The sequence below is a fragment of the Sporosarcina limicola genome (assembly GCF_014873855.1).
GTDB lineage: Bacteria > Bacillota > Bacilli > Bacillales_A > Planococcaceae > Sporosarcina > Sporosarcina limicola.
Map to the genome: position 1 here is coordinate 1 of NZ_JADBEL010000035.1, position 13,817 is coordinate 13,817.

General features: G+C 37.4%; 11 protein-coding genes and 2 pseudogenes. 5 read left to right on the forward strand and 8 right to left on the reverse strand.

The features are described 5' to 3' along the window. Nucleotides 1-88: 88 nt before the first annotated feature. A pseudogene (locus H4683_RS18735) lies at nucleotides 89-538 on the reverse strand (ABC transporter permease); the annotation flags it as partial. Between the two features lie 19 nt (nucleotides 539-557). After that, nucleotides 558-1,697 carry a betaine/proline/choline family ABC transporter ATP-binding protein gene (locus tag H4683_RS18740; protein WP_192600362.1) on the reverse strand — a complete coding sequence of 380 codons (1,140 nt, stop codon included), beginning with the start codon at nucleotides 1,695-1,697 and terminating at the stop codon, nucleotides 558-560. Between the two features lie 1,067 nt (nucleotides 1,698-2,764). On the opposite strand from H4683_RS18740, the gene H4683_RS18745 reads away from it, so the two are divergent. The 3 genes from H4683_RS18745 to H4683_RS18755 are packed head-to-tail and all read left to right on the forward strand — an operon-like array spanning nucleotide 2,765 to nucleotide 6,489. Further along, nucleotides 2,765-3,352 (forward strand): nucleotide exchange factor GrpE, encoded by a 588-nt coding sequence (locus H4683_RS18745; protein ID WP_192600363.1) that lies wholly within the window; start codon nucleotides 2,765-2,767, stop codon nucleotides 3,350-3,352. Between the two features lie 42 nt (nucleotides 3,353-3,394). Next, on the forward strand, nucleotides 3,395-5,245 hold the full coding sequence (locus H4683_RS18750) for an Hsp70 family protein (RefSeq protein ID WP_192600364.1): 1,851 nt from the start codon (nucleotides 3,395-3,397) through the stop codon (nucleotides 5,243-5,245). A 17-nt stretch (nucleotides 5,246-5,262) separates the two neighbouring features. Then, entirely contained in the window at nucleotides 5,263-6,489 is a 1,227-nt protein-coding gene (locus H4683_RS18755) for a DnaJ domain-containing protein (RefSeq protein WP_192600365.1), read from the forward strand. A 305-nt stretch (nucleotides 6,490-6,794) separates the two neighbouring features. Here the strand turns inward: H4683_RS18755 and H4683_RS18760 are convergent, their stop codons facing one another. Continuing rightward, the gene (locus H4683_RS18760; RefSeq protein WP_338062498.1) at nucleotides 6,795-6,965 is read right to left on the reverse strand and encodes an HAD family hydrolase; all 171 of its coding nucleotides are present in this window, start codon (nucleotides 6,963-6,965) and stop codon (nucleotides 6,795-6,797) included. Between the two features lie 40 nt (nucleotides 6,966-7,005). Next, nucleotides 7,006-7,470, reverse strand: coding sequence for a GNAT family N-acetyltransferase (locus tag H4683_RS18765; RefSeq protein WP_192600366.1), 465 nt, complete (start codon nucleotides 7,468-7,470; stop codon nucleotides 7,006-7,008). Between the two features lie 116 nt (nucleotides 7,471-7,586). Here H4683_RS18765 and pdxR point away from each other — a divergent pair, with 116 nt between their 5' ends. Beyond that, nucleotides 7,587-8,981: a MocR-like pyridoxine biosynthesis transcription factor PdxR gene (gene pdxR, locus H4683_RS18770; RefSeq protein ID WP_192600367.1), complete on the forward strand. Its 1,395-nt coding sequence runs from the start codon at nucleotides 7,587-7,589 to the stop codon at nucleotides 8,979-8,981. Between the two features lie 804 nt (nucleotides 8,982-9,785). Here the strand turns inward: pdxR and H4683_RS18775 are convergent. After that, nucleotides 9,786-10,508 (reverse strand): class I SAM-dependent methyltransferase, encoded by a 723-nt coding sequence (locus H4683_RS18775; RefSeq protein ID WP_192600368.1) that lies wholly within the window; start codon nucleotides 10,506-10,508, stop codon nucleotides 9,786-9,788. 390 nt (nucleotides 10,509-10,898) lie between these two features. On the opposite strand from H4683_RS18775, the gene H4683_RS18780 reads away from it, so the two are divergent. Next, nucleotides 10,899-11,219 carry a DUF3888 domain-containing protein gene (locus H4683_RS18780; protein ID WP_192600369.1) on the forward strand — a complete coding sequence of 107 codons (321 nt, stop codon included), beginning with the start codon at nucleotides 10,899-10,901 and terminating at the stop codon, nucleotides 11,217-11,219. A 117-nt stretch (nucleotides 11,220-11,336) separates the two neighbouring features. Here the strand turns inward: H4683_RS18780 and H4683_RS18785 are convergent. From H4683_RS18785 to H4683_RS18795, 3 genes and pseudogenes are all read right to left on the reverse strand, one after another. Next, a pseudogene (locus H4683_RS18785) lies at nucleotides 11,337-11,786 on the reverse strand (DUF4372 domain-containing protein); the annotation flags it as partial. Nucleotides 11,787-12,018: 232 nt separating this feature from the next. After that, nucleotides 12,019-12,666 carry a hypothetical protein gene (locus H4683_RS18790; RefSeq protein WP_192600370.1) on the reverse strand — a complete coding sequence of 216 codons (648 nt, stop codon included), beginning with the start codon at nucleotides 12,664-12,666 and terminating at the stop codon, nucleotides 12,019-12,021. 170 nt (nucleotides 12,667-12,836) lie between these two features. After that, the gene (locus H4683_RS18795) at nucleotides 12,837-13,628 is read right to left on the reverse strand and encodes a MerR family transcriptional regulator (RefSeq protein WP_225942224.1); all 792 of its coding nucleotides are present in this window, start codon (nucleotides 13,626-13,628) and stop codon (nucleotides 12,837-12,839) included. Nucleotides 13,629-13,817: the final 189 nt, after the last annotated feature.

Below are 13,817 nucleotides of genomic sequence, written 5' to 3' on the forward strand. Positions count from 1 at the left end.
TCACCTCTTATCTTGAGTATGGACAGATAAAAACAAGGCTAAAAGCGTATACCGTCTAAAGACGGTGGATTTAGACCACGCTTTTGGAAATTAAATAAACAGTTGAGACACGGACACCTGCCATGATAATCGAAATTGCCAAAGGTAGCTCTACGTATCGAATACTTTCCCAACTTGTCATTCCTACACCGCGGCCCGCCTCAAGCAAATTTTTATTCACACCTCGTACCCCTGTAAACGTATTTCGCAAAATAGGTAATACAGAATAGAAAAATAGGGCAATAATAGCGGGAACTTTACCTACCCCAACGAGTGGGATAAAGAAAGCGAGAATGGCAAGACTTGGAATCGTTTGTAGTACACCTACAAATCCCATCACAAAACCTGCTATTTTAGGAACACGCGTCAAAACAATTCCGAGGGGAACCGCGACAAGGATACCCAGTAGAACGGCTACGAGTGAAATATATAGGTGCTCCCACGTTCTAAACAATAACTCCGTTCCATTTTCACTTAAAAATTGTATGAACGTATTCATATTTACCACCTCAGATTGTTCATTTTAAGTCAACGTTTTCTTCCTCGCCCCAAATTGAGTCGTAAACAATATCTGCGAGGCTCGCTCTTGTGACGATTCCTACGAGTCTATATTGTTCATCTACAACGGGTACATATTTATGTCCACGAGTTAAGATTTTCCGTACTGTATCACGAAGAAGTGCTGTTTTAGGAACTGTGAAAATGTTTTTTTCGAGTATATCTTCGATGTGACTTGCTTTTTTTCTTTTCAAATCAATCATTTCGACATCAATCCGTCCTTGAAGCACTTTGTTTTCATCTACCACAAGTAAAGAATCGACGCGTTTTTCTTTCATTAATCGAATGGCATCTGTCAGTGATTTGTCAGCCGTGATTGTTGCTGGATGTAAATTCATCACTTGCTCGACTGTTTGAATTGTGGGCCTGGATTGCAGTAAACGCTCTTTCCCAATAAAGTCCTCAACAAATTCATTGGCAGGGTTCCGTAAAATGTCATCCGGAGAACCAACTTGAACAAGCTGACCGTCACGCATAATCACGATTCGATCTGCAAGCTTAATCGCTTCGTCCATATCATGGGTGACAAAAATAATTGTTTTGCCAAGGGTTTGCTGTAAATGCTTAAATTCATCTTGTAATATATCTCTAGTAATTGGATCCAGCGCTCCAAAGGGCTCATCCATTAAAATTAGTTGCGGCTCTGCAGCTAGCGCTCTTAGTACGCCGATTCGTTGTTGTTGCCCACCGCTAAGTTCATGTGGATAGCGTTCAAGGTATTCATTATCCATATCAACGAGTTTTAGTAATTCTGCGGCACGCGCACGACGCTTTTTCTCAGGCCACTTTAATAGTTTAGGAACGAGCGAAATATTTTCCTGAATGGTTAAGTGTGGGAATAGTCCAATCTGTTGAATGACATACCCAATTTTACGCCTAAGCAAAACAGCATCTTCCTTTAAAATGTCTTTTCCTTCAAGGTAAATCGTACCTTCTGAGGGTTCGATGAGACGATTAATCATCTTCATTGTTGTTGTTTTTCCACAACCACTAGGTCCAATAAAGACAATAAATTCACCTCTTTCAATCTTTAAAGACACATCATTTACTGCTTTCTTGCCGCCTTTGTATGTTTTATAGACATGGTCAAATATAAGCAACTATCATGCACCTCCCAAATATACGAATGGACTAGCCTCTAATTTATCATTCCCTTGGGGGATAAAAAATAAACCAACTTGTTCAGTCCCATTCACTCGAACTTTTGATTTGTGGACTTACTTTTAGATAGTTTGCTCCGAGCACGCGAAAGTTATTCCAGCCTTCTGAATGGATGCACGTACAAGCGAATAAACAGGATAAGAAAAATCAATGTAGAAATGCCAAACAAAATGCGAATTGGAAACCATTCTGCCCATAATCCCGCCGTTTAAATGAAGATGATCCGCCAATGTTTGAGTGAATCCAAGCTTTTCATCAAACTCTCGGAAAAGAAAAAACACGTATCAGAGGAAAGAGAGCCACCGTCATTTGATAATTTAATACGTTGGTTGAAACGGTCTCACTTTATTCATCCCAATGAAAAGTTACTGAGTTAAAAGATTTATCCCGCATTAACGGGCAGTAATACCCTCACTTCAAGTCTTCAGGGATACAAGAAGAATAAGAAGGGGTCTAACTGCCCGTAAAAGCCCGAATGGTTAAACTAACAATCATTGGGGAATAAAGATCCCCCAATGATTGAAGATTAAATTTATTATGTCATCCGCTTAAAATCAAATGCCGTTTTACAACGACTAGCGGAGGAATACCGTCCCTCCACTGCACCAACTGGTAGCGAAAAGAGGGACGATGGAGAACTACATAAAAGAATCCAGCAACTAAAAATAGAATAAGTGCAAAGTTATACATTTTATGTGAAGTAGATAATAACCAAGGGAGAAGTCTGCCCAAAATAGCAATATCCTACGCTGCAAAATGAAAAAAGCATTTATGGGACCACAAAAGACGATAGATTTACAAAATCAAAATACGTGATAATGAATTCTAGCTAAATTCATGATTTCTCGTACATACGTGAATAATTCAGGTTTATGTTCTATTCTGGAAGGCGCTGGATTTTGATCCGTTATTTCTTTTGATATACCTAATATCTTGTAAATCGCAGGTTTTGTAGTTATTATTACAGCATAGTATAACCATTCTATTTTTAAAAAAGGAGAAAAGTATGAGCTGGAAATTTTGGAAAGTAAAAGAAAAGAATGCTGTGGATGTCCAGATAGAATACATACGTAAAGATATATCGAGTCTTGATGAAAAGGTCGAAGTCACCAATGAACAAATAAAAAGACTTACTCGCTTACAATTTAAATCCGCAAAAAGCATGGAAGAAGAATTTGAAGAAATAAAATCTAGCTTACAAACACAAAAAGAACAAGCCAACCTCATTAGCCAAGTAGATGAATACGCAAACAAACAACATCATTTAATCCAACATTTTATCCGCTTACTTGATGAAATGGACCATATATCTGCGGGATTAAACGATGGACAAGAAGCATGGCGCCAACTGCTAGAAGAATGGTCTCGAAATCTCGTTAGAAGTTTAAACGAAGTCGGTATACACGAATTAGACGTTCTTGGAGAAGGTTTTAATCCGACAGTGTCGGAAGCCATGGAAACAGTAGAGATTGACAGTCTAGATCCCACTCCAAGGGTACCCTATCAAATTGTTGAAGTTCTTAAAAGAGGATTTGTTGATGACAAAGAAAACTTGATTAGAAAAGCCCAAGTTGTAACGGTAAAAGAGCTTTAAATTGGATGAAGTTAAAAATGAATTTATAAGGAGAGAATATGTATGTCCGAAAATGTGAAGAATAATCCATCTTTTCGTCCAGTTGTCGGAATTGATTTTGGCACAACCAATTCAGCTGTTGCCTATATTCATAAAGGAAAACCGCAAATCATACCTGGACCAGGTGGTGAAAGAATAATCCCCTCTGTTGTGTTAATCGCTCCTAATGGAAAATTGATTGTCGGCGAAGACGCACGGGCTGCTTTAATCGCAATGCCAGAGAGAACCAAGGCGGCTGTAAAACGGGAAATGGGCGATAAAGATTCGATAATGCTTGCTGGAGAGTCATATTCCCCGGAAGAAGTTTCAGCCATGATTTTAAAACAAATGAAAAATTCCGTAGACCAGAAATTGGGCGAGGGTGAAAAGGAAGCAATCATTACTGTCCCTGCCTATTTTACCGATGAACAGCGTCGGGCAACAAAAAGAGCCGGTGAACTCGCAGGTTTTGTAGTTGAAAGAATTATTAATGAGCCCACCGCCGCAGCACTTGCATTTGGTTTTCAACATCTAGATGAAGATCGCCACCTACTCGTTTATGATTTAGGCGGTGGTACATTCGATGTTTCGATTGTAGAGTTGATGGACGGTATTCTTGAAGTAAAAGCTTCATCCGGAAACAGCCGATTGGGCGGGGAAGATTTTGACTGGTTATTGGTGGACTGGCTTTCAAAGCAGATGATTGATCAATATAACGTAGATCCACGGACGGACATTCGAGCAAAAGCGGTGTTAAAAGCAGAAGCAGAAAAAATAAAGATCCAATTATCAGATGAAGAACTCGTTGAAATTTCATTGCCAATCGTCATGATGAAAGAAGAAAAGCCGCTTGGTTTATATACACAAATTACAAGAGAAGAGTTTGTTTCATTAATTGAACCACTGTTACGTGAAACAATGGATAAAGTCAAAGAAGTATTAATAGATGCCGGACTTGAGGCTCAAGAAATTGATGATATCCTGCTCGTTGGAGGTTCAACGAGGATACCTCAAATCCATGACCTTATTCAATATTATTTCAATAAAGATCCTCGGGGGGATGTAAATCCTGATGAAGCCGTCGCCTTAGGAGCTGCTATTCAAGCAGGCTTAAAATCAGGTGCCTTGTCAAAAAGCGGGTTAATTGTGACCGATGTTGCTCCTTTTTCAATGGGGGTAGCAGTGGCGAAGGGATTATTCGGTTCTAGATTACGCCCGGGTGCTTTTCAAGCCATTATTCCGCGCAATACAACGATCCCAGTTACCCGAACGGAGACTTTTTCGACGGTAGCAGATTATCAAACAGAGGTCATGGTTAAAGTGTATCAAGGAGAAAATGAGTGGGTAAAGAATAATCACTTTTTGAATGAATTTTTACTAGAAGGTTTACCGTCTGCTTCCGCTGGTTCAGAATCGGTAGCTATTACATTCCGTTATAATTTAAACGGGATTTTAGAGGTAACAGCGAAAGGTGTCTCAAACGAAGAGTCGATTACGGTAACAATTCAAGATTCACTTGATCGAAGCAGTGAAGAGGCTTTTCAAGAAAGCTTAAAAAAGGTCGAGGCCATACAACAAGAACAACTTGAAGAAGAATTGGACTTATTTGACTTTATGAATGACGACATTGATTTTCTTGAAGGTACTCAAATTGAGGATAGAGGTAATAATCGTTCATTGTTAGAACTTCAGAAGGAAGCAAAAGACTGCCTTAATCGCTGCCATATTTTATTGGAAAACAGTCCAATTGAGGGTCAAAAAGCATTGAAAGAAACTGTCAATATGTTAGACGAGGCGTTAAAAACTGAAGATTCTTCTCAATTAGAGGAAGCCATTGATCTGGCAATGGATATGATTATTGACCTTGACATGTAAGATTTGGAGGTGAAGGAATGAGCAAAGAAGAATCAGAAAGTCACTATAAAATCCTAGGGACTACAGCCAAAATTGGTCAAGGAAGAATTAAAGAGAAATATATTGAAGCAGTGAAAAAACATCCACCCGAATCAAACCCGGAACTATTTGAAAAAATCCGTACTGCTTATGAAACGCTTAAGGATCCAGCTAAAAGAAAACAATATGACCTTTTCCGCAAATATGGGAATAAAGTAGAAGACGTGATTATAAAAGCAAACAAGGATATGGAATTAGGTATGTTTGCAAATGCCGCAATTCTTTTTGAAAAGGCTTTATCTCTTTCGCCAAATAATCTGTCCTCTTTCATTGGACTTATACAAATTGCAATTATTGAGGATGATCTCCAAAAAGCAAGAAATTACTTTCAACAGGCACTTGAAATTTATACAGATAAAGATGAACAGTGTACGTTATATGACATTAAGGCACGCATCTTAGCCAAGGAAGAATATTATGACGAGGCGCTTGAAGTTCTACTAGAAGGAAAAAATACTTATCCTGACGATTCCCTCTTATTTGATTTTCCCCGTGCAGCTATCTATATGGAATTAGATGAAAGTGGAAAAGCGTGGGACATATTTAGTCAGTCTATTCCTAATCAAAGCGAACTAATACTTGAACATAATGAATTGTTTGTAGCATGGATTCACATCCTAATTAGAATGGAAAAATGGGAGCAAAGATCTACAATTCAAGCTCAGTTCCGTAAACTTATAAAAAACCTGACTAACGAAGAAGAGCGACGGGAAGTTTTCGATAGATTCATGGACGAATATGAACACCTTTTTCATGTAGATCATTTTCTCGGTGCTGAAGTTTTTATTGATTTTGCAAAAATGCTTGCCGGAAATGATTCTGATATCCGGGAAAAACATCAAGAAGTAAAAAAAATGGCCCAAGTACAAAAGGAAATGCTGCGTTTGGAAAAAGATGAGAATGCTTTTCCGCTTTTATTTATTCGGACTATAGAATGGTTTTATACCGATTCTGAAGAATTACATCACGTTCTTAACGGCTTTCCTCAAGGACTCCTCACTTCATTTGAGGGTGAAAAAGAAGAATATGCTGCGGGTATTATTCGTTTAAGGAAAAAATATCCATCGATCTATAGACAGTTTAAGAAGAAATGGGACGCTCTGTTTGCCGAACTGACAAAAGGCTTTAATCGCGAAATGAAACGACATCTTCTCAAAGTAAAATGACTTTGAAGAACAAGCAAGTAACATATTAACGGGATGTTGTTCCCTTTTACTAAAATAATGTTCATTTCTAAACACGATATCTACAAACAAACATCCCCGAATGCCTACAATGGAACTCGGGGATGTTTGTTATTTACTAATCAATTTGAGGTTCACACCTACAATAATTAAGTCTGAGCACCCCTCATCGTCAGAAATCCAATCTGCGTAATTCCACTCTTAATACTCACTTCCTAGTGCCTTTTTCCAATTGCAATAATGCTTGAACTTCATCAATCAGGAATGTAGGCTGCTCTGACATTAGCTTATCTTTCCCCATGACTCCCCCAAGTCACACCACAAGAAGCGACATCAGCAGCTTTAGCCATTTGTAAATCAAATATGGCATCGCCAATCATTACTGTTTCAGCTTTATCTAATGAATATAATTCCACTAGCTTTAAAATACCATCTGGATGTGGTTTATAATGCGCCACTTTATCCGAACCAATAATGTCTTTGAAAAAGGGCTACATATTAAAGATTTTTATTGTCAGTGGACACAAAGCTTAACTCATAATGTGCAAAAATGGTATCACGAACAAATCCGTTCTTTTCGTATAACTTTTGAGCTTTTTCATTCGTAATGGCAGTTTCTAATGTTAAATACTTGGCATCGGTTTGTCGGCATAATTCAATCGCTAATTGTAATAACTGCTGGGCCACACCGGACTGCCTTTCATCTTTCATTACAAATAAATCATTTAAAATCCATACCTTTTTCATTGAAACCGATGAATAGGTTGGATAGAGCTGTGCGAATCCTACATATTCCCCCTCTCTTTTCGCCACAAAAATGATAGAGTCTTCAGTTGAAAGACGTTCTTCAATAAATTTATATGCGCCTGTTAAATTCTTTGGCTGCTCATAAAATTGACGATATAAATCAAAAAGCTGAGCAACTCCTTCAATGTCAAACTTATTTGCTTGATAAAACTCCATTCTACATTCTCCTTGTCTATTCATTAATTTATTTATAATGCTAATTATGCGCTATAATTGTCATCCCTAAAAGGTACAGTTTATACTAATTAAAAATGACAGATAGGAAGGATACAATGAAAGAACTTGTATTTACGATTATTCGAAACAGCACTTTACCAGTGTATCAACAAGTTTATCGCTATATTAAAAATCAAATCGTATCAGGCAAAATTGTAAAGGATTCGAAACTACCATCTATTCGGCAGCTTGCAGCGACGTTACAAGTGAGCCGTAATACGTCACAACTAGCGTATGAACAATTACAAGCAGAGGGTTATATTCGAAGTGAACCTAAAAAAGGATATTATGTACAGGCTTCTATCTCAGAACTACACCATAGTTACGAGCCAATACGTCATACCAAAGCATCGTCTAAAAGTATTGTACAACCTGTAATCGATTTTCGAGCTGGAGCTGTAGATGGAACCCACTTTCCCCTAGCGAAATGGCGCTCACTTTCGAATAAAGTTCTAAATGATAATCTGATTTATCAATATGGAGAAAATCAAGGAGATTTATTATTACGAGAATCCTTAGCGACGTATTTATTTCAATCAAGAGGGGTGAGAACAACCAGTGAACAAATTGTTATTGGTAGTAGCACACAGCAACTTTTGATTATTTTATCAATCCTTTTAAATGAAGAATATAACCAGATTGCTGTAGAAGATCCTGGGTATAATGGTGCCAGAGAGCTTTTTTCATTACAATCTTATTCAGTAGTTCCTATACCTGTTACAGAGGATGGTATTGACATCACACACTTAGATACGTGTAATGCTCGGTTAGTTTACGTAACACCATCACATCAGTTTCCATTAGGAATGACCATGCCTATCAATGAAAGATATAATTTAATAGCATGGGCTAAAAAAGTGAATGGGTATATTATCGAGGATGATTATGATAGTGAATTTCGCTATAAACAGCAGCCAATACCTTCATTACAAAGCTTAACAAACAGCGACCATATCATATACATGAGCACTTTTTCTAAGGCATTATTACCTTCAATCCGACTAAGCTATATGGTACTGCCAAAAAAATTACTGGTTAGCTATCATCAAATTGCACTATTACTAGAACAAACAGCTTCAACACTTCATCAACGTACACTACATCAATTTATAGAAGAAGGCTATTGGCATTCACATTTACGGAAAATGAAGGCACTATATAAACGAAAAATAATAGTGCTATGCGACACCCTTCAACTGTATTTTAAAGATACAGTTAAAATAATAGGAGATTCCTCTGGCCTCTACATTGTCATTGAAGTTAAAACTAAGCAAAGTGAAGAGTGGCTCGTCAAAGAAGCGCTCAAAAAGGGTGTAAAAGTATATCCATGCTCTCCTTTTTACATAGAGAACATTCCAAGACACCCCACTATTCAGCTCGGTTTTGCTGGCTTAGAGGAATATGAAATACGTGAGGGGATTGAAAAATTAGTAACCGCTTGGGTGGAGTAGAGTGAACAATCTTTCGATCAATATTTGATTGAAAAGTTCCACCAGAAAATAAAAAAACCGTCTCCTGGAAAGTTCTGATTTTCCGGGGGATGATTTTATCAATATTTATTATAAAAAATCAATTTGCCCACTCACGATGAATTTTTTTAATTTAATACTCGCAATGGTTTGATTGCTTTCGCAATCCCTTTTAAACGCACTTGTTAGTTCAACCTCTTCATAAAGTCAATTCTTGAATAAGTTTTTTCATAGGCAGAACCATCTTCATTATAGAATATAGCAATTTTCAAGTATGGTTCTGAAATAACCTCGTAACCGAATTTTGTAATTAACTTGATTATCTTAGGATTTTCTATGCTGTCAACACTAACGAATATATCAGAATGACCTAAATCCCGTGCGTTTTTTTATCAAATCAGAACCAATTAGTAATAGGTGCCATTAACATAACGTAACGAAGCTGCCGTTTTATACTGCGTCGTTAGTTGAAGTACGCTTATTCATAATCCCCCTTCATTCTAATATAACCTTCAAGTATTCGAACTTACGAGAATAAGTGTCATAACTTAAAAAGTATCGACACCTATTTAGGGATGCAGTGATATCAAGGCTGTCACTTTGGATGTTATTTTGCACTTCCAACTTTAAAAACCCAGCTACCTTCACATGAGAAGATTAGCTGGGTTTCTTAATTATTTTCATCCAATCATTTATCGAACATTATGATCTGTTCAATAAAAAAGTGACTGCTCATTGTTCCGCAATCGCGCCCAATTGTATAAGACAAGAAGCTCAAACTAATCGTTAGATTTCCATAAACTTTTTTGACGTAGCTTTTACTATAAGGAAATGAGGGCTGGTCATGAGATAGTGATAAGACTTTTCTTTCACTTCTTTCATATTTTCTTGCGGTTGGGGTTCAATCAGCTTATCGAGATTGAAAAATTGAGTGGTTTCATTTAGGATGCTTTGCATAGGTCTTCTGTAAAAGCTGACATCAATAGTGATATTAGGTTTGTTCCAGGTTTCTGATAAGAATTGGGTTTTAAAGTAATCATCACAATTGTGTCTTGTATAGTCCATAAATGGGTGATGAACCGAAAATAATAAGGTTCCGCCTGCTTTTAAAATACGATTGAATTCTTGAAATGTGTAAGTCCAATCCTTTAGATAATGAAGTGTAAGTGAGCTTACAATCACATCAAAGTAATCATCCTTAAACGGAAGGGTTTCTTGAAGATCATGACAAAGGAAAGTCGCTTCTTCTCCTAAACGCTGCTTCGCTGCTTTCACCATTTCAGGACTTACGTCTATACCAGTAACTTCCGCCCCTTGATGCAATAATTGAGAAGAATACCATCCAGCCGAACAACCGGCATCAAGCACCTTTTTTCTTTTTAATTGGGAGGGCAAAGCCGTCATCATAGCTGGGCGTTCATAATAAGCGTTATAAGGACTATCCTCATCAACATCGTGTTGATATGTATTGGCTAACTTATTATAAATGTCTCTCGTAGAATTTCTCATTTAATTCCCTCCTTCAGATTCTTGATATGTAGCATTAATTATAAGCTTATTTTTTCCGTTAAAAGTCTTGCTCTTATTCAATTAATGGCCCGATTGTATAAGAAAGCGCACACTTCTAATTCCATTATCGCGTCCGTTAATTGAAGACAATTTCTATCGAAAACATTACTTTTTTACCTATTTTTTATTTGTTTTTCATTTTTAAAAAAGAAAAATTTGGTTGAGATAAGTTAATCTTTTCTGAACAAAATAAACATTAAAAGGTGGTGTTGAAATGAAAAAAGTTATTATAGTTCCTTCTTTTTTACTGTTGTTTCTAATGTCAGCATCAGTAACTCATGCTGAACCAGATTATTATCAGCCTGCTAAGGGTCTAAAGAAGAACTCGTGATGGACATGTTTTTTTCACTACTTTTACCAAATGTTCAAGAAGCAGTTTCTAATTACTATTCAGATTATCTTACCATAAGTCCTTTGGTGTATCCGTATCAAATAAAAATTTTAAAGATGGAAAGAACTAATGGATATCGAGGTTTCATATTTTTAGTAACCCTTGAAGTTACACCAGTTGTTGGTCCACATAATCCAGTAGGCAGAGACCAACTAACATTTTCTATAACTCCGGGTGAAGTTAAACTTAAAAAATTTAAGCATATGGAAACTTATGAACTTCCTCCGAATTGGCAAGACATCATAAAAAAGAGGAAATGATTGTATGGTTTGAATCTTTTAAATTCAGTCCCCGTTTTAGGGGATTTTTTTATTGGCTAACCTTCATAAATACAGGAAATATGCTCAACTAAAGTAGCAATAGGTAAGCATTTGATATTATCTCCAGCATTTCCCCTGCTCCACACGGAACGTGCTAGTTTCCAAGCATTCCGCGTTCCATCTAGCGATGACTTTGTTAATTATAAGTTTCAAGTTACTCTTGTTTAATTGGGGATCCAAAGGTATGTTTGTCTTTGGCGGTTGATATCGTACATCTAATTGACCTACAAGATTTAGGAAAAGGCTTGACAGAATAACCGGATCCACTTCGTTGTTTTTCCTGGATAATTGAGAAACGCTGCTTGAACTAAAGCCCATGGCGTTTTGTAAATCTTCATCCGCAAGTTCTGCCTCTATCGCATATAGGCTATCCATCTTATTTAGATGTGAATAGAGCATTAAAAGAATAAAGAATTGCGTAGTCAGTTTCTTCGTATAATGGTCCTGTTTATGAAAATCGATGATTTTTTTAAGTTTATCGAAATTAATAGGTCCAACCCATTTACCAAATGACGTTTTTAGTGTATCTTACCCATACGTGAGTCCTTTATATTGGATTTGGACAGGAACTACCTGTACATTCCATTATAAAGTTTTTTTGTTTGGTTTTTGATTACTTTTTGAAGGTTATGTGTATTTTTAAACTTCTGTATATATCATTGCAACACTAGTGATGATAAATAAATTAGCAAACTACTTAAAATAATGGCAGCGCTGTCGAGTTTCACACTAAAAGCTGTCATTTCCCATGGAACCGTACCGCTCTGGGCCATTCGTCACTTTGGCAGGCTACGGTTGGGGCATTGCCTTCGGCGGTACTCTCGGTCATTTGTTTGTCGTCGTAGAAAATGCGGCAAGTAATGAAACTAGCCGAAGCGGATGCTGTGGCTGAAATTTCCGCGGACTTGAAGTTGAATGGTTTACTATAGTCAACCAAGAGCTCAAGGGTGTAGGGAAGCGCTATGTCGGCTTCTTCTCGCGAGTCCGTGCCGTTTTGTGTTTTCAGTTCGACGGAGACACTGTCCGCAGTAGGTGCATCGCTCTCGATGACGTACCTCACGATGCCGCCGCTCTTGACCACGGGTGTGTAGTCGTCGGGAGCGCCCGTTCCGCTACACCCGAGCAGAGCGGTCACCATCGTGATTGCGAGGGTTCGCCCTGCTGCACGCCAAATCGCATGCCTTTGTTTACTTGTGCTGGCTGAGGTTCTCATAAGTTCTGTCCTTTCAGAAAAAGAGTCGGCTAGTGAGACCTGTTGATTTGGATTGGCGTTAATTACCACAGTTTTAACGGCAGGGCCATAGTAATCGAGATTAAGCATATTATAATCCGTAGTCTTACCGTCGAACATTAAAAACGCAGTAAATTTTTGGTTTATGTCTTTCATTTTAATCCACTCCTCCCCCAAATTCACCGAACATACATTTCAATAATATTACCTGCAAGGGGCATCATATTGTCTTAGTTATCATTCACTTCTTATATCAGAATGAGGCAAATAATCTAAGCGGAACAAATCTAGCTACGATCACACATATAACCAGGCTTTTGTTTCATTCATATTCCACCTTCCTTTCTTTGACTTTCTTTTTCTATATTTAAAATGTAGTAGTCAAGAATTTTATCAATATAATCCATTGTCTCTGCATCCATACCGAATACTTTTGCTTGTTCACCTTTATCTGGACGAATTAATTCCCAGTATTTATCCACGAGATGCTCATCATCTTGAAACCACTTTCCGGAGATTTCTACTATGCTTTTTGCTAATTCCTGTGAAATTTCTGATGATGGGGGTTCATGAAGATGCTGCTTCACATCATGACATAACTTCGCCCACTCCATGTTTCTTGGGTCATTCGTGCTTAAGTTTGGCAAATTCTCAATAATATCAATTTCATCATTCGTAAAATGCAGGTCCAAAAAGGATTGTCTGTCTATTAAAGGTCTCTGTATAGATTGAATAAATAGAAATATATTATCTGGATCCACTTTTCCTTTCATTTCGAATGCATGGTGGGTCGTTCGCAAAAGTCGTTCCATATTATCAAGGCGTTTTCTTTCATTAGCAATAGCCTCCAGCTCAAATTCAATATAGCTCTTCCACCGATCTTCTTTTAATTCTTTTTCCGAAGTTAAAAGTTCTTTTATAGAAGAAAGAGTAAAACCTAACTCTTTTAATGCCGTAATATGTCGTAGTGTTTGCGCCTCTTCATTTGAGTAATATCGATAGCCCGAATCAGCAACATTTGCAGGCTTTAATAGTCCAATCTCGTCATAATAACGAAGTGCTCTTACCGAAATATTTGTTTTTTTTGAAAGCTGTCCAATGCTATACATGAGCTTCATCCTTTCAACCTTCATTATAATGTCTGCCGCTAACGTGAGAGTCAATAATAATTATATTTTTAACAAAACAACATTAGGTGCTGTCACTCTCAATCGAGAAAGTTTAACAATCATGTTTGTTTGGATTAAAATGATTGTTCCAGCAACAGGCACCGTGCATTTATAATGTTATTCGGGCAAATTATTTGC